The organism is Brachybacterium sp. GPGPB12, assembly GCF_038396325.1.
GTDB lineage: Bacteria > Actinomycetota > Actinomycetes > Actinomycetales > Dermabacteraceae > Brachybacterium > Brachybacterium conglomeratum.
In genome coordinates, this window is the sequence record NZ_CP149573.1 from 1,074,528 (window position 1) to 1,093,013 (window position 18,486).

Here is an 18,486-nt window from a genome sequence, read left to right on the forward strand (position 1 = left end):
CGGTGGTGCAGATCCCCTCGGGACCGGTCATGGCGGCCGCCGGGGTGGACTCCTCGAACGCGCCCGACGGGCCGCCGCTGCTCGCCCGAGGACCCCGACGCCTGCGCGCGGGAGCCGCGCGAGGGCCTGCGCGCGCGACTCGGGCTCGAGCTCGGCGTGGTCCTGACCGACACCTCCTCCCGGATCTGGCGCGTGGGCGTCTCCGACATCGCCCTCGGTGCGGCCGGCGTCGCCTCCCTCGAGGACCTGCGCGGCGGGACCGACGCGGGCGGACGGGCGCTGACGGTGACTGTGCGGAACCTCGCCGACGAGCTCGCCGCCGCCGCCGATCTCGTCAAGGGCAAGGCCAGCGGCGTCCCCGCCGCGCTGGTGCGCGGCGCGGACGGGGCGACCGCCGCGGACGTGCCGGCCCGGGAGCTGTCCCGCACAGGGAGCGAGGACTGGTTCCGCCGCCCGAGCCTGGAGTCGGTGTGGGTCGCCCTCGGCCTCGCCCCCGAGCAGGAGCCCGTCGCGCGGATGTCCCCCGAGCCCGCCGCCGAGCGGATCGCACGGGCGCTCGAGGTCGCCACCCTCCCCGCCCCGGGCACGGCCCGTACCGGGCGCGCGCCACGACGGTCCGGGAACCTTCAGGCGGGGTGCATATCGTGGTGGAGCGCGCGGACGCCTCCACGACATCGCTGATCGACGCCGCGGCTCTCGCCGAGCGGATCCGCACCGCCCTCGGCGCCGAGTCCCTCGGCGAGGCCCTGCCCGAGGTGCCCGTGCGGCTCGTCCCCGACCCCGAGGAGGACCCCCGATGAGCACCGCATCGACCACCGCGACCTCGCTCCTGCTGGCACCGCTCGAGGCGCTGGGTCCGCCGCCGGCGCTCGCCTGGCACGGGGAGGCCTCCCGCATCGAGCTCTCCGGCCATGTCCTCGCCAACTGGGTCATCAAGGCGATCGGGCACCTCCACGACGAGGTCGCGCTCGAGCCGGGTGACGTGGTCGTGCTGGATCTCCCGCCCCACTGGAAGCGGCTCGTGCTCGCCCTCGCGGCCTGGTCACTCGGCGGGGAGGTCGTCACCCTGCCGCGCCGCCTCGCCGGGGACGGGCCGAGGGCCGGTCAGGACGCGCCGGAGGGGACGGAGGATCCGGCGCCGGAGGACGTGACCGCGGAGGCCCTGCCCGAGCGCGTCGAGGATCCCGGCGTGGTGGTCACCGACCGGCCCGGCTCGGCCCTCGCGGGCTCCGCGGACGAGGTGCTGGCCGTCCAGCCCGTCTCCCTCGCGCCGCGCTACGACGGGGAGCTCCCGCCGCTGGTGCGCGACTGGGTGCTCGAGGTGCGCGGCGGCTCCGACCGGCTCTCCGTGCCCCTGCCGGACTGGTCCGGCCCCTCCCCCGCCGCGAGCTCCGAGCGTTCCCCGCGCCTGCTGGTGGAGGGCGACGGGCTGGGCGTCGTGCCGCGGTCGCTCGAGGCCTGGGCCGCGGGCGGCGGCGTCGTCGGCCCCGCCGCCTCGGTGACGGACCATCGCGCCGCCGAGGAGGGCGTCACCGCCCGCGCCTGATCCCTCCCCGCCCGGTGGCGACCGGGCCGGGCGGGTCAGCTCGCGCGGAGGGTGGCGACGGCCCGGCCGGGCTCGCCGTCGAAGATGGTGCGCCCCTTCTGCATCACCACGATGCGGGTGCAGAGCCGCTCGAGCATCTCGAGCTCGTGGGAGACGACGATCATCGTGCGGCCGGCGGCCTGCGGCTCGCGGATCCGCTCGAGGCACTTCTTCTGGAAGGGCTCGTCGCCCACCGAGAGGATCTCGTCGACCAGGAAGATGTCGGGGTCGGTGTGCACCGCGACGGAGAAGGCCAGGCGCAGGAACATGCCCGAGCTGTAGTACTTCACCTCCGTGTCGATGAACTCCTCGATCTCGCTGAACGCGACGATCTCGTCGAAGCGCTCCTCGAGCCGCTCCCGGGACATGCCGAGGATCGCGCCGTTGAGGAACACGTTCTCGCGTCCCGAGAGGTCCGGGTGGAAGCCGGCGCCCACCTCGATCAGCCCGGCGACGCGGCCGCGCAGCAAAGCACCCGGCCGGCATCGGGGAAGAGCACTCCGGAGATCGTCTTGAGCAGGGTCGACTTGCCCGAGCCGTTGAAGCCGATGAGCCCGACGGTCTCGCCGGCGTGGACGGTGAGGTCCACGTCGTCCAGCGCCATGAAGGTGTCGGCGAGCTTCTTGCGGCCGCAGGGCGGAGAACACCAGCTCCTTGAGGGAGCGGTCGTGGCGCAGGGAGAAGCGCTTGGAGACGTGCTCGATGCGCACCATCTCCCGGTCGGTGGGGACCGCCGCGGACTGCGGGACGTCCTCGATCTTCGGGCTCATCGCGGCCCTCCTCTCACAGTTCCTGGGCGAAGCGCCGCTTGGAGCGCTCGAAGACGATCGTGCCGAGCACGAACACCACGGCGGCGATCAGCGGCCCGGCCCACCACAGGCCGAAGGGCTCGCCCGGCGTCACGAGGGTCTCGCTGCCCGGGACGCCGGAGGCGATCTCGTCCACGACCGGGCTCGAGTAGCGCCAGAACGCCGTGTGGAAGAGCCGCACCACGATCGTGAGCGGGTTGAGCTGGTACAGCCACCACCAGATCGTGCCGTCGATCTGCCGCCGCACCATGTCGATGCGGTACAGCACCGGGGACAGCCACGTCGCGACCATGATGATGAGGTCTACGAAGTTCTCCACGTCCCGGAAGGCGGCGTTCAGCGCGGCGGTGAGCATGCCCAGCCCCATGGTGAACACCAGCAGGATGAGCATGCCCAGCAGGAAGGCGACCGCCGCCGTGGGCGAGGGCGACCAGCCGTTGACCAGCGCGCCGATCACGAGCACCAGCGGCTGGGGCAGGAAGTGCACCAGGGCGACGAGCATGCTCGCCCAGGGGAAGAGCTGGTTGGGCATGTAGATCTTCGAGACCAGCGCGGCGTTGCCCGTGATCGAGCGCGTCGCGTTGCCGAACACCTCGCCGAACAGATTCACCACGACGATCCCGCTGAAGAGGTAGACCGCGTAGGCCGGGGTGCCCTTGTTCAGCTCGAGGAACACGCCCATGGCCAGGTAGAAGACCATGAACTGCACGGCCGGCTTGACGTAGCTCCAGACCATGCCGAGCACGTCGCCGCGGTAGCGGACCCGCGCCTCCTTGCGCACCAGCGGCTTCAGCAGGAACCGCTCCAGGAACGGGTTCAACCAGCCGGCGTCCTGCCCCGGGGCGCGCCAGCCCTCGGCCTGCTCGGCGGCGGTCGGGACCCGGCGCGACCGGCCGCCGGACGTCGCCGTCACGCGGAGGTGCTCTCGGACGGCGCGTCGGGGCGCTCGGAGGACTCCTCGACCGCGTCACGGTCGTCGATCCCCGGGCGCACCGGGGCGGGGTTCGCCGCGAAGGTGCGCTCCCAGGCGGGGAAGGACGTGATCTCGTCGGCCGCGGCGCGGTACTCGTCCCGCAGACGGTTCCACTGGCGGTAGAGGTCCAGGTGGGTGCGGGCGGAGCGGGCGAGCATCGTGCGCACCTGCTCGGGCCGGCGCTTGTACCAGGCCACCTTGGTGCCCTCGGCATTGGAGACGACGGCGCTGTCGTAGTGGCTGAGGGTCCACCACTTCGCGTCCTGGTGGGCGACGAGCGCCTGCGGATGGCGACGCGCCTTCTCCGTCGGTCGCGCGAGCGCCTGGCGGCCCATGGCCTTCACGGTCCAGGCGGGCAGCAGCGCACGGTGCGGCGCGGAGAAGGCGCGGCCCTTGTGCGGCGGCTTCGAGACCTGCACGTCCGGGAACGAGTCCGCGTCCGGGCGCGTGACGGAGTCGTCGTGCTCCTGCGCCATCTGCCGCGGCTCGGGCGCCTTGGTGCCGATCTCGTCGTGGAGCACGCCGGGGCCGCGCAAGACGTCCGCCTGGGCGTACAGACGCGCGGCCTGCGTGTAGTACTGCATGGAGAGCAGGTGCTTGACGTCGATGCCCTGGGACTCGGTGAGCACGCGGCCGCCCCGCTCGTAGCCAGAGTGCAGCAGCGCGGTGATGATGCGGTTGCGCTCGTGGAAGTAGATCTGCCAGTCCAGCGCGTCGTTCTTGTCGGTCCAGGTGATGTGCCAGACCGCCGCGCCGGGCAGGGACACGGTCGGGTAGCCGGCCTTCTTCGCGCGCGCCCGTACTCGGCGTCGTCCCACTTGATGAACACCGGCAGGCTGAGCCCGATCTCCCGCACGGTCTCCGTGGGGATCAGGCACGTCCACCAGCCGTTGTAGTCCACGTCCGCGCGACGGTGCAGCCACGGGGTCGAGCGCAGCGGGCCGGCGGCGAAGTCGTGGCCGATGGTGCTCTCCGGGATCGTGACTTTGGGCTGGATCGCCCACGGGTCCACGCTCTCGCCGAAGGCGTGCAAGACGGAGCGGTTGTTCAGGTCGAACATGTGCGCGCCCACCAGCACCGGGGTGCGGGTGAAGTCCGCGAAGGTGAGCATGCGCGCAGCAGCGACTCGGGCTCGATGTCGAGGTCGTCGTCGCTGTTGATCACGTAGGTGGAGGAGCCGTTGGTGGAGGCCTCGTACATGCCGCGGGAGAACCCGCCGGAGCCGCCGATGTTCCCCTGCTCGATGATCCGCGGCTGGTCGCCCATCGCCTCCTGCAGCGGGGCGAGCTCCGCGTGGTCGCGTAGCCGGTCCGAGCCCTGGTCCACCACGTACATGACGTCGAGCTTCTCGCGCAGATCGGGATCCTTGCTGATCAGCGAGATGTTGTCGAGGACGTAGGAGACCTTGTTCATCGTCGTCATGGCGATGGAGAAGGTGCCCTCGGTGCGGGCGTCGGAGGCGTCGGCCGTCCACTCCGCGCCGAGGATCGTCAGCGGTCGCTCCCCGGTGATGACGTCGAACCAGTACCAGCCGCCGTCGCCGAAGGCGGTCAGCGGGAGCGTGAAGCGAGAGGTGCCCTCCGTCTGGACCGAGACCATGTCCTGGCGCTGGATGGCGCCGCGGGCGTTGGAGCGGTAGACGATGATCTGGCCGGAGCCGCGGGTGGAGACCGACAGCGTCACCTCGCGCACCGGGGTCCAGCGCCGCCAGTAGCTGGCCGGGAAGGCGTTGAAGTAGGTGCCGAAGGAGCGCAGCGACTGCTCGGGCACGTACAGGCCGAACCGGGTGCTGAGCTCGTCGATCTTCGGTCGCCCGGTGGTCGGGGCCGGGGCGGCGTTCGCGGAGGAGTTCTCGTGGGACTCCACCGGGGCGCCGCCGAGCCCGAAGGCGGCGGCGTGGGCGCCCGAGCGCGCCGCGTGGGACTCCAGGTACAGGGGGATGACGTCCGGGGCGGGCGAGAGCGGCATGATCAGCCGCTGCAGGACTCGCTGCGGTGCCTGGTCCGCGGCATCGCTCCGGATCGCGCTGGGGGTGGTGCTCACGTCGTGGAACTCCTCGTCGTCCGCGGGGTCAGCCGCGAAGAAGGTCGGGCGCGACTTGTTGTCGGCCATGGACAGGGCGGAGCCGATGGCCATGTGCATGTCGAGGTACTGGTAGGTGCCCAGCCGCCCGCCGAACAGGGTGCGGGGCTCGGCGTCGGCGCGCTTGCGGTACTCGAGCAGGCGCTCGCGATCCGTGCCGGAGCTGATCGGGTAGTACGGCTCGTCCCCGGACTCCGCGAAGCGGGAGTACTCGCGCTGGATGACCGTCGCGTCCTTGGTGTAGTCGCGCTCGGGGTGGAAGTGGCGCGGCTCGATGATGCGAGTGTAGGGCACCTCGGCATCGGCGTAGTTCATGACGGAGGTGCCCTGGAAGTCGCCGACCTCCAGGTGCTCGGTCTCCAGGTCGATGGTGCGCCAGCCGAGCTCGCCGAGCTCGTGGTCGAAGTAGCGGTCCACCGGGCCGGTGTAGACCACGGGGATGTTCCCGCGCACGGCGTCGCGGTTCAGCGGCTGGGAGGTGTCGAAGTAGTCGGTGTCCAGGAGCACCTCGATGTCCGGGTGGTCCGCCATCCGCTCGAGCCACGCGGTGTAGCCCTGGGCGGGCAGGCCCTCGTGGGTGTCGTTGAAGTAGCGGTTGTCGTACGTGTACCGCACCGGGAGGCGGGAGATGATCGAGGCGGGCAGGTCCTTGGGGTCGGTCTGCCACTGCTTGCCGGTGTAGTTCTTGATGAACGCCTCGTAGAGCGGGCGACCGATCAGCGAGATGCCCTTGTCGTTGAGGTTCTCGGGGTCCTTGCCGGCGAACTCCCCGGCCTGCTCGGCGATCAGGGCGCGCGCCTCGTCGGGCGTGTAGGCGGCCTGGAAGAACTGGTTGACGGTGCCGAGGTTGATCGGCATCGGGTACACCACACCCTGATGGGTCGTGTACACCTTGTGCTGGTAGCCGGTGAAGCTCGTGAAGCGGTTGACGTACTCCCACACCCGGTCGTTCGAGGTGTGGAAGAGGTGGGCCCCGTACTTGTGGACCTCGATGCCGGTGACCGGATCGGCCTCGGAGTAGGCGTTGCCGCCGATATGGGAGCGGCGGTCGATGATGGTCACCTTGGCGCCGTGCTCGGCGACCGCGCGCTCGGCGATGGTCAGTCCGAACAGGCCGGAGCCGACGATCAGGAGGTCAGGAGTCGACACAGGGGGTCCTTTCGATGCTGGCGGGTTCTCCGCCGGGGACTCGATCACACTAGCGGAGGCGCGACCGGGGGACGGCTCCCCGCCTCGGCGCGCCGGATCGTGTGGCAGTGGTCATGCGGTGCGGCCGTCGTGCTCGACGAAGCGCCGGTAGGCCAGGCGACGCGCCCATCCCGGGGCGAGGCGGTAGACGCCCCGCTCCCCCACGTTGCGCAGGAAGCCGGTGGGGGTGGTCACGCGGTCCTTCACGAAGCGGCGCCGCAGGCGCAGGTCGCTCGCGAAGAGCCGCCACCCGCCGCGACGGGCGAAGAGGTGCTCGTCCACGCGGTAGTCCACGAGCACGTCCGGGAGGTTCGCCATCCTCGCCCCGCCCAGCATCATCCGCTCCCAGAGCCAGTAGTCCTCCAGCAGCGGCAGGTCGCGGTAGCCGCCGACGGCGAGCACCGTCGAGCGGCGCGAGCACCATCGTGGGGTGGTGGAAGGGGCTGTGCCGCGGGAGATAGGCGGTGATCTCGGCGTGGGTCAGGGGGCGTGTTCGCAGCGGTCCCTCGCCAGGGGCGATGCGGTCGCTGAACTCGCGCATCGCCCCGCCCAGCAGGTCAAGGCCCTCGGCCTGCATCCGCGGGATCTGGAGGGCGAAGCGCTCGGGGCGGCACAGGTCATCGGCGTCGGCGCGGGCGACGAGCTCGTACGGGGAGCTTTCGAGGCCGTCCTGGAGCGCGGCCGCGACGCCGCGATGGGCGCTGTGGCGCGAAGACGGTCGCCGGGCCGTGGGCACCGGCCTCGACACGCTTCACCAGCTCCTCGAGCTCTGGCGTGAGAGGGCCGTCGACCGTGAGGATGAGCAGGTCGGGGCGGAGCCGCTGCCCCTCGGTGGCGGAGACGACGGCCTGCTCGACCCGCTCGCCCCGGTCCTTCCCCCACAGCGGCATGAGCACCGCGAAGGGCTCGGCGCGCTCGGGGCGCCCGGCGGGACGGGCCGGGCGATCGTCGGCAGTCCGGCCGACGGGCCCGTCGCCCCGCGCGTCGCCGACGGGCATGTCGGTCCCTCGGTCGCCGGCGGTCACGGCGGACTGCGCGGGATCGGTCACCGGCCGGCCGCCCGTTCGATCGCGCGGATATCCGCGCGGCCTCGCCGTCCGCGGCGAGCACCGCCGCGGAGGGGCGGGGGCCGCGACGCGCGCCGCGAGCACGCCGCGCGACCCCACGCCGGCCACGTCGCCGCGGTGGCGGGCCAGCACGCCGAGCCAGCCGAGCGCGGTGCGCCCGCCGTGCAAGACCCGCTCGAGGGGGCTGAAGGAGTCGGTGCGCAGCGGCGCCCACAGGCGGTTGCGCACGTCGTAGTAGAAGCGGGCGCCGGGGCTCGTCTGGGCGTTGCCGAAGCGGGCGGTGCGGTGCTCGACGACGGAGGACGGCACCTGCGGCCCGCGGCCGTGCCGCGGCGAGGCGCCCGGTGTGCTCGAAGTCGTCGGACCAGATGAAGTAGTCCGCGTGGGGCAGGCCGAGACGGCGCACGTCCTGACCGTTCAGCAGTGCGGAGACGTAGCTGGCGGTGCGGATGGGGCGGCCGCCGGCACGGGCGGCGTCGCGCTTCTCGCGGGCGCTCGCGCCGAGGCGGGTGCGCTGGGTGTTCATCGGGTGGTCGCGGCCGTCGGTCCACACCGCGCGCGAGCTGAGCACGCTCAGCCGCACCGGCGAGTCGCCGAGGGCGTCCAGCGGCGCGATGAGGGCGCCCGGCCGGGGCACCGTGTCGTCGTCCATCACCCACACCCAGTCCGCGTCGTGGCGCACGAGCGCGCGGGCGATCCCGGCGGCGAAGCCGCCCGCCCCGCCGACGTTGCGGTGCAGGTGGACGACGTCGGCGCCGAGGGGGTGCTCGTCGGCCACCCGGCCGCTGGCGTCGCTGGAGGCGTTGTCGATCACGACGACCGCATCGGGCCGGCGGTCCTGCGCGGCGAGGCCGTCGAGGCACTGGGCGAGCAGCTGCTCGCGGTTGTAGGTGACGACCACGGCGACGACGCGCTCGCTGAGCGCCTCGGGATGGGCGGCGCCCTCGACGTGTCCGGGCCGGCCGGCGGTCTGACGGGTCTCGTCCGCGGGTGCGGTGTCGCTCACTGCGCCTCCTGCTGGGGGTTCCGTGCCGCCTGCGCGGCGCGACCCCAGTGTACGGAGGCGCCGCCTCCCCTCCGCGACGCCCGGGGGACGGAGCTGTGAAGGTTCTCGGGAGGTTCTCCGAATCCTGACCCGCTCCCCCGCGCCCCTCGGGCGAGCCGGACGCCGCGCCCGCTACTCTGGCGAGCGCCGCAGGCCCGGAGCACCCCACCGAGCACTCTCCCCATGCCCGGATCCGATCTGCCGCAGACCGCCGGGGCAGGGTCCCGGCCGGGAAGGAGACCGCTGTGAGCGACCAGCGACCGCCCCGCTCCCCGCGTCCGGGCGGGCCCCGCCGCCCCAGCGGGCACCGCGCCCGCGCCGGAGGCGAGCGCCCGTGCGGTGCCGCGCCGCGCCGACGGCGCCCCCGCTCCGCGCCCCCGCGGCGAGGGCCAGGGGCCCCACCGCTCCTCCGGACACGCGGGCCAGGCCGGAGGCTCCGGCCGCAGAGGCGATGCCGCAGGTCCTGCGCCGACCCGTCCCCTGCCGCGTGTCGAGGGGTCCACGGGTGCCAGCGGTCCCGGGGCGCATCCCGAGGACGCGCGCGCCGGAGCGTGGGGCGAGCGACCCGCAGCCCGTGCACGACGGCCGCGGACACGGCGGCCCTGCCGGGCCCGGCGGTCCGCCGCGCACCCGGCGCCGCCGGTCCCGGATCCCGCGCCCGATGCGGCTCGGCGCGACCCTCGCGGTCTCGCTGCTGGTGATCGTGCTGGGCTGGGGCGCGGGCCTCACCCTCTGGGCGAACAGCCGGATCGAGCACGTCGATGCGCTCTCCGAGGCGGAGAACACGCCCGGGACCACGTATCTCATCGCCGGCTCCGACAAGCGCGACGGCGAGGCCGTGAACGCCGACGGCACCGAGGGCGCCCGTACGGACACGATCATGCTCCTGCACAAGGCGCGGGGCGGGAAGAGCTACTTGATCTCCCTGCCCCGCGACACCCTCGTGGACATCCCCGGGTACGGGGGCTACAAGCTCAACGCCGCCTACTCCTTCGGCGGCGCTCCCCTGCTGGTCGAGACCGTCGAGGAGTTCACGGGGCTGACGATCGACCACTACGTCGAGATCGGCTTCGACGGTGTCTCGCAGGTGGTCGACGCGGTCGGCCACGTGAATCTGTGCATCGACCAGGACGTGGACGACGAGAAGTCGGGGCTGAAGATGACGGAGGGTCGCCACGACGTGGGCGGCGAGCAGGCCCTCGCCTTCGTGCGCGCCCGCTACTTCGACCCGACCGCCGACATCGGCCGCCAGGCCCGCCAGCGGCAGTTCGTCTCCGCGCTGATGGACCGCGCCACCTCCCCCGCCGTGCTCGCTGAACCCGATCACGCAGGTGCGTCTCGCGGGCGCCGGCTCCGGCGCGCTGACCACCAGCGACGGCACCGGCATCGTGGACGTGGCCCGGATGGCGCTGACCGCCCGCTCCGCGATGGGCTCGGGCTCGCTGTCGATCCCGATCGAGGATCCCGAGTACCAGACCAACAACTCCGGCGTCGCGATCCTCACCGACGACGAGGACATCAGGGCGTTCTTCGAGTCGGTGGCCGACGGCACGGCCGAGCCCGAGCCGGCGGAGGGGTGAGCCGAGGGCGCGTGCGAGAGCGCCCTTCACGACGAGGAGCGGCCGACGCCCCAGGGGACGTCGGCCGCTTCCTTGTCATGGGTCCTTGCGGGCCGGGTCCGTGCCCCGTGGGGCGCCGGGCTCAGCGGAAGAGCATGTCGATGACGATGTTCACCGAGTTCAGCACCGCCTGGCCCTTCGAACGGGAGTAGTCGGTGTAGAGAATGTGCACCGGGTGCTCGGCGACGGTGAGCTTGTGGCGGCCGATCTCCTCGACGATCTCGGAGGCGTGCGCCATCCGGTTCTGCTCGATGGTGATCTTCTCGCACGCCTCGCGGCCCAGGACCCGCGACCCGTTGTGGGCGTCGGTGAGCTTCACCCCGGAGGTCAGGTTCGAGTACCAGACCGCCCCGCGCGAAGACCATGCGCTTGATCAGGCCGGGCTTGGTGCGGTCGTCGAGGAAGCGGGAGCCGAGCACGATGTCCACGCCCTCCGCATCCCGCTTGACGATCATCTCCGCGGCGTCGTCGACCTGGTGCGCCCGTCGGCGTCGAAGGTCACGATCTGCCGCATCTGCGGGTCGCGCGCCGCGTAGTCGATGCCGGTCTTCAGCGCCGCGCCCTGGCCCATGTTGTAGGGGTGGCGCACCACGGCGGCCCCGGCCTCCTCGGCGATCCGGGCCGAGCCGTCCGCGCCGCCGTCGTCCACGCAGACCACGAGCGGGTAGCGGGAGCGCAGGTCACGGATCACATCGCCGATGACGACGCCCTCGTTGAACAGCGGCACGACGAACCAGGTGCAGTCGGCCCCGGGCGCGTTCGTGGCGCGCGAGGGGTCAGGGCTGTCCATGGGTTCTCCTCGTGTGACGGAGCATTCGGCGGCCGGGAGGCGCACGCCCGAGGAGGATACCCTGTTGGGGTGGACACTCTGCTCGAAGCGCTCGGCCCTGCCCTCGGGGTGAGCGGGCGCACCTTCATCATCCAGCCGCTGCTGGTGGCGGGGATCGTGGCGATCGTCGCGTGGCTCTTCGTCAAGCGCGGCGCGAAGCGGCTCGCCGTCCGGCGGTCGCTCGTCATCGCCTTCGCCGTCTTCGCGGCGCTGACCGTGCTGTTCCCCACGATGCTCACGCGCGTGGCGCACATGGTGGGGGTGGGGCGCGGCGCCGATCTGCTCCTGTACGCGACGGTCCTGGTGTCGCTGGGCTTCCTGGCCCTCCAGGAGGCGCGGACGAAGAACGCCGAGAAGCGCACCACCTATCTGGCCCGACGGCTCTCCCTCGACGAGGTGGAGCCGGCCGTGCAGTACCGGGAGCGCTCCCTGCGCGAGCACGACGGATGACGGGCACCGCGAGCCTCCTCCTCGTCGTCCTGATCGTCCTCGCCGCCGCGTACGTCCCCGGCTATCTCGCCGTCCGCGCGCTGGCCGGCTCCCGTCTGATCGCCCTCGCGTTCGCGCCGGCGATCGGGACCGCGGTGGCCGGGATCGGCGCGATCATCGCCTCCATGGCGGGGGTGGCCTGGACGCTGCTCCCCTTCGCGGTCCTCTCCGCGCCGCTGGTGCTCCTCGCCCACCTCCTCGCCCGGCGCGGGGTGCGCCTCCCCTCGACGGTGCTCGACGGCCCGTCGCTCGCCCCGCGCCCGCTCGCGGCGCACCTGGGCTGGGCCGGCGCGCTCGTCGCCGGGCTCGCGGTCGCGGTGGTCCCCATCGCGCGGCAGGCCGGCGGCGCCGACGCCGTGCTGGAGCGCTACGACACGCTCTACCACCTCACCGCGCTGACCCACATCCGCGAGACCGGCGACGGCTCGAGCCTCACCCTGAACGCGGTGACCAGCGGACCCGGGCACCGTCCTCCTATCCCGCGGCCTTCCATGACCTGGCCGCGCTGGTGCCCGGCGTCGACATCCCGATCGTGCTGAACGGCTCCGTGCTCGCGCTCGCGGTGGTGCCGTGGGTGGTGGGCCTCGCGCCGCTGGCGCGGACCCTGTTCCCGCAGGTGCGGTGGGCACCGCCCGCCGTCGCGCTGGTCGCCGCGGTGATCCCCGCCAGCCCGCTGAACCTGTGGATCCATCTCTCCCCCGTCCCGAACCTCACCGGCTTCGCCGCCCTGACCGGGGCGCTCGCCGGCGCGGTCGCGCTCTGGCACGCCCTGACCGGCCCGGTGCGCGCCCGGACGGGCCTCGACGAGAACGCCTCGGTCTCCGTCCTGCAGTCGGCGTCCTCCCCCGCCGTGCGCGACGCGCCCGACGGCTCCGCCGACGCGGCCCCGGTGTGGCCTGCGATCGGGGCGGCGCTCGGGGTGGTGGGGTTCTCCGGGATCGGTCTCACGCTCATGCGACCGAACGTCGGGGTGATGGCGCTGATCCTGATCGCGGTGCTGACGATCGTGACGGGGCTTCCCCTGTGGCACACCTGCCGGCGCCTCCTCGCCGTGCCGGTCCTCGCGCTCGCTGCCCGTCGCGGTGCTGACCTACACCCCGCTGGGCGCCCGGGTGACGGGCTTCTCCGGCGGTCTGCAGGTGCCGTGGTGGTCGGCGCTGGGCGAGGTGGGCCTCGGCCTGCTGACGGTGTGGCCGATGGCGTTGGGGACGGTGATCGCGGTGCTGTGGTGGCCGGGCCTGGTCTCCACGTCGCGCGGCCCGCTGCGCTGGCTGGCCGCGGCCTGGATCGTGGTCGCCGTGATGTACCTCGACGCCGCGGTCGACTCGCCGCTGAACCTCTCGGTCCTCTTCTTCCGCGGCCAGGACCGGATCGCGATCCCGCTCGCGATGCTGTCCGCGCCGCTGGTGGTGCCGGGGTCGCAGGCCTGGGCGCGCCTGCTGCGGCGCTCCCTGCCGCTGGGCGGGCCGACCGTCCGTGGCCGCGCCGTGGTCGCGGTGCTGGTCGTGCTCGCGACCCTCGCGGCCCTCGGCTCGGTCCCGCCGCGGCTGGACAACGCCGAGAAGAACCTCGCGGCGGAGTATCCCGGGCGGGGCCGCTTCCTCCAGGCCGACGAGCTCGAGGCCTTCGCCCGCATCGCCCCGGAGCTGGACCCGGACCTGTCGATCCTGGCCAGCCCGTACTCGGGCGCGGCGCACATGTACTCGCTGTACGGGCTGAACGTCCATCTGCCCGTCGCGGGCACGGCGCTGACCGACCAGGACCGCGCCGCGATCGCGGCGGTCCCCTACGCCGACCGGTGGACCTGGCGCGCCGGACCCTCGCGGATGCGGGGATCGGCTACATCTACCAGGAGCGGCGACCCTACCAGTACGACCCCGCCTTCAGCGCGATCGAGCAGGGCGGGGAGTCCCTCGGCACCGTCCTGTTCGAGACGGACCACTCGCGGCTGATCCGGATCGAGTGCGATCCGACGCCGTGACCCCGCCCCGTCGCTGATCCCGACGGAGCGCCGACCCCTGCACGGGGCCTGCCGCCGCCCCGCTCGCCGGCACGGACGGCGAGAGGGCGCCACGGCTCGCAGCCCGTGGCGCCCTCTCCGCATCTGCCGGGCCTCCGTGGGGTCAGCCGGCGACGGCCTTCCGGGTCACCTCGATGACGCGCTCGACGTCCTGGTCGGTCAGGCCCGGGAACATCGGCAGCGAGATCTCGCGGCGGTAGTAGTCCTCCGCCACGGGGCACATCCCGCGCTGGTAGCCGAGGTCCTCGAAGACCGGGTGCCAGTAGGCGGGGATGTAGTTGACCTGCACCCCGATGCCCTGCTCGCGCATGGCCTCGAAGATGGCGCGGCGCCGCTCGGCGGGGACCCGCAGCGGATAGAGGTGCCAGGCGGGCGCCGCCCCTCGGGCACGCCCGGGATGTCGACGCCCTCGAGGTCGCCGAGCGCCTCGTCATAGGCCTTCTTCACCTCGGCGCGGCGGGCCACGAACGCATCGAGGCGTGCGAGCTGGCTCGTGCCGAGCGCGCACAGCACGTCCGGCAGGCGGTAGTTCAGCCCGAAGCTGTGGACCTCCTGGTGCCAGGGGCCCTCGTCGGGATAGCGCCGCACCGCCTTGTCGCGCACCAGGCCGTGGTTCTTGAACGCCCGGGCGCGGGCGGCGAGCTCCGCGTCGGCCGTCACGACGGCACCGCCCTCGGCCGTGGTGAGGTTCTTCGTCGGGAAGAACGAGTAGGTCGTGAGGTCGGCGAGGGAGCCCACCGGGGCGCCGTCCTGGGTGGAGCCGATGGAGTGCGCGGCGTCCTCGAGGAACAGTGCGCCCTGCCGGGAGGCGATCTCGCGCAGGGCCGTGGCGTCGACCGGCACGCCGGCGTAGTCGACGCCCGCGATGACCTTGGTCCGCTCGGTGACCGCGGCCTCGACGGCGGCGGGGTCGAGGTTGCCGGTGGCCGGGTCGACGTCCGCGAACACGATCTTCGCACCGTGCAGGGCGGCGCCCGCGGCGGTCGCGACGAAGGTCAGCGGGGTCGTGACGACCTCGTCGCCGGGCTCGATGCCGGCGGCGGCGTAGGCGACATGCGGCGCGGCGGTGCCGGAGGTGACCGAGACCGCGTGCTCCACGCCCGCGCGCTCCGCGATCGCCGCTTCGAACCGGTCGACCTCGGGGCCCGTGGTCAGCCAGTCGCTGCGCGCGGCGCCGCCTCGACGGCCGCGATGTCGTCGGACTCGATGGACTGACGGCCGTACGGCGCGACCTCAGATCCCTCCCTCGATGATGTCCGCGATCTCCTGCTGGGTGTACCACTGGTCGTTGGAGTCCGAGCGGAAGAAGAACCCGGGCTCGACCGGCACGGCGCCCTCGGGGGCCTTGTAGCCCCAGGTCGCGAGGTCGGGCTGGATGATGAAGTACTTGCCGTCCTCGATGATGACCGCGCGGCGGCCCTCCTCGGGGCTGATCATCTCCTCGTGGAGCTTCTCGCCGGGGCGCAGGCCCACGTCGACCATCTCGGCGCCGGGCACGACGGCCTGTGCGAGGTCGGTGACCTTCATGGAGGGGATGCGCGGCACGAGCGGCTCGCCGCCCTGCATGAGCTCGAAGGTGTCGATGACCATCTGCACGGCCTGCGGCAGGGTGATGAAGAAGCGGGTGCAGGTCATGTCCGTGATCGGCGGCTGGCTTGCCCTCCTCGCCGAGGCGGCGGAAGAAGGGGATGACCGAGCCGCGCGAGCCCATCACGTTGCCGTAGCGCACCACGGCGAAGCGGGTGTCGTAGCTCGCGGCGTAGTGGTTGCCCGTGATGAAGAGCTTGTCGGCGGTGAGCTTGGTGGCGCCGTAGAGGTTGATCGGGCTGGAGGCCTTGTCGGTGGACAGGGCCACGACCTTCTTGACGCCGGCGTCGATGGACGCCTCGATGACGTTCTGGTCGCCGAGGATGTTGGTCTTGACGAACTCGAAGGGGTTGTACTCCGCGGTGTCGACCTGCTTGAGCGCGGCGGCGTGGACGACGTAGTCCACGTCCTTCAGCGCACGGGCGAGGCGGCGCTCGTCGCGGACGTCCCCGAGGAACCAGCGCAGGCGGGGGTCGTTGCCGAACTGGTTGCGGACCTCGTACTGCTTGAGCTCGTCCCGCGAGAAGACGACGACCCGTCGCGGGTTGTGGTTGTCGAGCACCTCACGCAGGAAGGCCTTGCCGAAGGAGCCGGTCCCACCGGTGATGAGGATGGAGGCACCGTTGAGGAGCGACATGCAGATCTCTTTCGTCGACGGGGTTGGGGCGGCGCGCGGGCGACCCAGGACGCGCGTGCCATTATGGCACGGTGACCGATACACGAACCGTCGCAGTGATCCAAGCTCGGACAGGTTCCTCCCGCCTCCCCGGGAAGGTGCTCCGGCCGCTCGGCGGCCGACCGGTCCTGGGGTGGATGGTGCGGGCCGCCCGCGCCGCCAAGGGCATCGAGGACGTGGTGGTGGCGACGTCCACCGCCCCCGGGGACGACGCCGTCGCCGAGCTCGGCGAGGAGCTGGGCGTGCAGGTGGTCCGCGGCAGCGAGGACGACGTCCTCTCCCGCTTCGTGCTCGCCCTGGAGGAGACCGGGGCCGATGCGGTGGTGCGCCTGACCGCGGACTGCCCGCTGGCGGACCCCTCGCTGATCTCCGCCGTGGTGGGGCTGTGGAAGACCGATCCGTCGCTGGACTACACCGCGACCACGCTGGTGCGCACGCCGCCGCGCGGACTGGACGTCGAGCTCGCCTCCCGGGAGGCGCCGCTGACGGCCGATGCGGAGGCCGAGAGCTTCCACCGCACGCACGTCACCTCCTATCTCTACGACTCCAAGCGCTACTTCCGCACCATGGGCCTGGTCGTCCAGCCGGCCGCGAACGACCTGCGGGTGACCCTGGACACCGTCGAGGACGGCGAGATGCTCGACGCGGTCGTCGCCGAGCTGGGGGATCGCGCCCCGGCATGGCACGAGGTGGTGGACCTGCTGCGCTCGCGCCCCGACATCACCCGGATCAACGCGGGCGTGCGCCAGAAGAAGCTGGCCGACGGATGACCCACGTCGCGATCCGGTGCGACGCGACCCCGTCGGGAGGCATCGGCCACCTGGTGCGGGCGCTCTCCGTCGCCGACGCCGCCCGCGCCGCCGGGCACACCGTGGTGGTCGCAGGCTCGATCGAGGCACCGCTCGCCCGGCACCTGCTGGCCGAGTCCGGTCTCGAGGTGACCGCGGCGCCCGAGGACCTCGGGATCCTCGCCGCCGAGCAGGGCGCGAGTGTCGTCCACGTCGACGACTACACGATCGGGGCCGACGCCCGGGACCAGGTGCGCGCGGGCGGCGCGCCGCTGTCCTCGATGGAGGACGGCGCCTTCGGCCGCCGTCCGGCCGACGTCGTCGTCGACTCCACGATCCGCGCCGAGCGGGTCGGCCGCCCCGAGGACGGACGGCGGCGGCGAGGTGCTCCTCGGCATCGCCTACGCCCCGATGCGCGCCGAGGTGCGCGCCGCGCGGGAGAAGCGGGTCGACGAGGACCACGACGTCAGCCGCGGCGCCCGGGTGCTGATCGTCATGGGCGGCACCGACGCGACCGGCGCCGCCGGGACCCTCGCCGCCGTCTGCGCCGCGGCAGAGGGCGTCGCGCACGTGAGCGTCATCGCGCCCGAGCACGGCTGGGACGCGGTCCGGGCCGAGGCCGGGGAGGACGTCGAGTCGCTCGCCCCCTCCCCCGCCTTCCTCGAGCGGGCGAGCGCGGCGGACCTCGTGGTCAGCGCCGCGGGCACCACGGCCTGGGAGCTGGCCTGCATCGGGGTGCCGAGCCTGCTGGTCGCGGTGGTGGAGAACCAGCGCGCTGGCTACGAGGCCGCCCTTGCCGAGCGGATCGCCCGCGGGCTCGGCACCCTCGAGCAGGTGCGCACCGACCGCCCTGCGGCGACCGCGGAGGTGCAGCGGGCGATCGCGGACCTGCGCGCGATGCGCGCTGGACCTTGGTTGGGCGGGAGAAGGTCGACGGTCACGGCGCGGAGCGGATCGTCGCCGCCTGGGACGCGGCGCTCGCGCGCCGGATCGGAGCGGCGGAGACGCCGGTCGCGGCGCGTCCCGCGACCCCGTCGGACTCGCCGCCGCTGCTGCGCTGGCGCAACGACCCGGAGACCCGGAAGGTCTCCCGCGACTCCGCCCCGGTGCCGTGGCAGTCCCACTCCACCTGGTACGCGCGGACCCTGGAGAACCCGTCCCGCGAGCTGTACGTCGTCGAGCGGGGCGGCGCGCCCGTCGGCACCGTGCGCTTCGACGCGCTGGAGGAGGCGCCCGCGGGCGAGGAGTGGGAGGTGTCCATCACCCTCGCCCCCGAGGCGCGCGGCCACGGGCTCTCCCGTCCGGTGCTCGCCGCCGGCGAGGCGGCCTTCGGGGCGCGTCACCCCGGCGCCGTCGTCGTCGCCGCGATCCTTCCCGACAACCTGCCGTCCCAGCGGCTGTTCGCCGGGGCCGGCTACGTGCTCGATCCGGACCGCGACGACGGCGAGTTCGACGTGCTGGTCAGACGAGATCCCAGCTGAGCGGCGTTCCGCGCTCGACGTCCTTCGCGAAGGTGCGGCCGAGGACCACGTCGAGATAGCGCGGCTCGAGCCCGCCCGCGGGGCGGATCGAGCGGACGTTCTCCGCGGTGATCTCCTCTCCGGCACGCACGTCCTTCACCACGAACAGCGAGCGGCGCAGGCGCTGGGACTCGGCCTCGGACGTCGTCGGGCCGACGTGCACCTCGCCGAGCGCGAGCCAGGCCGCGTAGGACTCGTCGACCAGGGCC

16 protein-coding genes and 8 pseudogenes are annotated in these 18,486 nt (G+C 73.0%); 9 read left to right on the forward strand and 15 right to left on the reverse strand.

The annotated features are described in order from the left end of the window. The first annotated feature begins 126 nt into the window (after positions 1 to 126). Genes WKH84_RS06070 through WKH84_RS06080 form a run of 3 tightly spaced genes read left to right on the forward strand, consistent with a single transcriptional unit; the run spans position 127 to position 1,546 of the window. Positions 127 to 681, forward strand: coding sequence for a coenzyme F420-0:L-glutamate ligase (locus WKH84_RS06070; RefSeq protein ID WP_341856791.1), 555 nt, complete (start codon positions 127 to 129; stop codon positions 679 to 681). Beyond that, positions 645 to 800, forward strand: a complete 156-nt coding sequence (locus WKH84_RS06075) for a hypothetical protein (RefSeq protein ID WP_341856003.1) — start codon at positions 645 to 647, stop codon at positions 798 to 800. Before WKH84_RS06070 ends, WKH84_RS06075 begins: the two co-directional genes overlap by 37 nt. Next, complete coding sequence (locus WKH84_RS06080) at positions 797 to 1,546, forward strand: TIGR03089 family protein (protein WP_341856004.1); 750 nt, start codon at positions 797 to 799, stop codon at positions 1,544 to 1,546. The genes WKH84_RS06075 and WKH84_RS06080 overlap by 4 nt, the downstream gene beginning before the upstream one ends. A gap of 35 nt (positions 1,547 to 1,581) precedes the next feature. On the opposite strand, the pseudogene WKH84_RS06085 reads toward WKH84_RS06080, so the two are convergent. The 9 genes and pseudogenes from WKH84_RS06085 to WKH84_RS06125 all read right to left on the reverse strand — a co-directional run. After that, a pseudogene (locus WKH84_RS06085) lies at positions 1,582 to 2,355 on the reverse strand (ABC transporter ATP-binding protein). A 13-nt stretch (positions 2,356 to 2,368) separates the two neighbouring features. Next, positions 2,369 to 3,307: an ABC transporter permease gene (locus tag WKH84_RS06090; protein WP_341856005.1), complete on the reverse strand. Its 939-nt coding sequence runs from the start codon at positions 3,305 to 3,307 to the stop codon at positions 2,369 to 2,371. Then, on the reverse strand, positions 3,304 to 4,290 hold the full coding sequence (locus WKH84_RS06095) for a hypothetical protein (RefSeq protein ID WP_341856006.1): 987 nt from the start codon (positions 4,288 to 4,290) through the stop codon (positions 3,304 to 3,306). Before WKH84_RS06095 ends, WKH84_RS06090 begins: the two co-directional genes overlap by 4 nt. Positions 4,291 to 4,414: 124 nt before the next feature. Beyond that, positions 4,415 to 5,479 (reverse strand): hypothetical protein, encoded by a 1,065-nt coding sequence (locus tag WKH84_RS06100; RefSeq protein ID WP_341856792.1) that lies wholly within the window; start codon positions 5,477 to 5,479, stop codon positions 4,415 to 4,417. Then, a pseudogene (gene glf / locus WKH84_RS06105) lies at positions 5,465 to 6,598 on the reverse strand (UDP-galactopyranose mutase); the annotation flags it as partial. The gene WKH84_RS06100 and the pseudogene glf, both read right to left, overlap by 15 nt. 111 nt (positions 6,599 to 6,709) lie before the next feature. Next, positions 6,710 to 7,039, reverse strand: a complete 330-nt coding sequence (locus WKH84_RS06110; RefSeq protein WP_341857071.1) for a hypothetical protein — start codon at positions 7,037 to 7,039, stop codon at positions 6,710 to 6,712. A gap of 76 nt (positions 7,040 to 7,115) precedes the next feature. Then, positions 7,116 to 7,373, reverse strand: a pseudogene (locus tag WKH84_RS06115) (glycosyltransferase); the annotation flags it as partial. Then, positions 7,255 to 8,013, reverse strand: coding sequence for a hypothetical protein (locus WKH84_RS06120; RefSeq protein WP_341857072.1), 759 nt, complete (start codon positions 8,011 to 8,013; stop codon positions 7,255 to 7,257). The gene WKH84_RS06120 and the pseudogene WKH84_RS06115, both read right to left, overlap by 119 nt. A gap of 73 nt (positions 8,014 to 8,086) precedes the next feature. Continuing rightward, positions 8,087 to 8,710: pseudogene (locus tag WKH84_RS06125) on the reverse strand (glycosyltransferase); the annotation flags it as partial. A gap of 613 nt (positions 8,711 to 9,323) precedes the next feature. Between WKH84_RS06125 and WKH84_RS06130 the strand changes: the two are divergent. Continuing rightward, a complete protein-coding gene (locus tag WKH84_RS06130; RefSeq protein WP_341856007.1) occupies positions 9,324 to 10,520 on the forward strand; it encodes an LCP family protein in 1,197 nt (398 codons plus the stop codon). Here the strand turns inward: WKH84_RS06130 and WKH84_RS06135 are convergent. After that, positions 10,451 to 11,158, reverse strand: a pseudogene (locus WKH84_RS06135) (glycosyltransferase family 2 protein). The gene WKH84_RS06130 and the pseudogene WKH84_RS06135 sit on opposite strands and share 70 nt — an antisense overlap. Before the next feature lie 69 nt (positions 11,159 to 11,227). On the opposite strand from WKH84_RS06135, the gene WKH84_RS06140 reads away from it, so the two are divergent. From WKH84_RS06140 to WKH84_RS06150, 3 genes and pseudogenes are all read left to right on the forward strand, one after another. Further along, on the forward strand, positions 11,228 to 11,647 hold the full coding sequence (locus WKH84_RS06140) for a DUF2304 domain-containing protein (protein WP_341856008.1): 420 nt from the start codon (positions 11,228 to 11,230) through the stop codon (positions 11,645 to 11,647). Then, positions 11,644 to 12,656, forward strand: a pseudogene (locus tag WKH84_RS06145) (DUF6541 family protein); the annotation flags it as partial. The gene WKH84_RS06140 and the pseudogene WKH84_RS06145, both read left to right, overlap by 4 nt. 112 nt (positions 12,657 to 12,768) lie before the next feature. After that, positions 12,769 to 13,638 (forward strand): DUF6541 family protein, encoded by an 870-nt coding sequence (locus WKH84_RS06150; protein WP_341856793.1) that lies wholly within the window; start codon positions 12,769 to 12,771, stop codon positions 13,636 to 13,638. Positions 13,639 to 13,809: 171 nt separating this feature from the next. On the opposite strand, the gene WKH84_RS06155 is transcribed toward WKH84_RS06150, so the two are convergent. From WKH84_RS06155 to WKH84_RS06170, 4 genes and pseudogenes are all read right to left on the reverse strand, one after another. After that, positions 13,810 to 14,058, reverse strand: a complete 249-nt coding sequence (locus WKH84_RS06155; RefSeq protein ID WP_341856794.1) for a DegT/DnrJ/EryC1/StrS family aminotransferase — start codon at positions 14,056 to 14,058, stop codon at positions 13,810 to 13,812. Positions 14,059 to 14,150: 92 nt separating this feature from the next. Then, a pseudogene (locus WKH84_RS06160) lies at positions 14,151 to 14,861 on the reverse strand (DegT/DnrJ/EryC1/StrS family aminotransferase); the annotation flags it as partial. A gap of 78 nt (positions 14,862 to 14,939) precedes the next feature. After that, on the reverse strand, positions 14,940 to 15,341 hold the full coding sequence (locus WKH84_RS06165) for a polysaccharide biosynthesis protein (protein WP_341856009.1): 402 nt from the start codon (positions 15,339 to 15,341) through the stop codon (positions 14,940 to 14,942). 76 nt (positions 15,342 to 15,417) lie between these two features. Then, positions 15,418 to 15,930: pseudogene (locus WKH84_RS06170) on the reverse strand (polysaccharide biosynthesis protein); the annotation flags it as partial. 71 nt (positions 15,931 to 16,001) lie between these two features. Here WKH84_RS06170 and WKH84_RS06175 point away from each other — a divergent pair. Together WKH84_RS06175 and WKH84_RS06180 are read left to right on the forward strand one after the other, a co-directional pair. Next, the gene (locus WKH84_RS06175) at positions 16,002 to 16,739 is read left to right on the forward strand and encodes a glycosyltransferase family protein (protein ID WP_341856010.1); all 738 of its coding nucleotides are present in this window, start codon (positions 16,002 to 16,004) and stop codon (positions 16,737 to 16,739) included. Further along, a complete protein-coding gene (locus tag WKH84_RS06180) occupies positions 16,736 to 18,238 on the forward strand; it encodes a bifunctional UDP-2,4-diacetamido-2,4,6-trideoxy-beta-L-altropyranose hydrolase/GNAT family N-acetyltransferase (protein WP_341856011.1) in 1,503 nt (500 codons plus the stop codon). The genes WKH84_RS06175 and WKH84_RS06180 overlap by 4 nt, the downstream gene beginning before the upstream one ends. Here the strand turns inward: WKH84_RS06180 and WKH84_RS06185 are convergent. Next, entirely contained in the window at positions 18,219 to 18,440 is a 222-nt protein-coding gene (locus WKH84_RS06185) for an SAF domain-containing protein (RefSeq protein WP_341856012.1), read from the reverse strand. The two genes, WKH84_RS06180 and WKH84_RS06185, sit on opposite strands and share 20 nt — an antisense overlap. Positions 18,441 to 18,486: the final 46 nt, after the last annotated feature.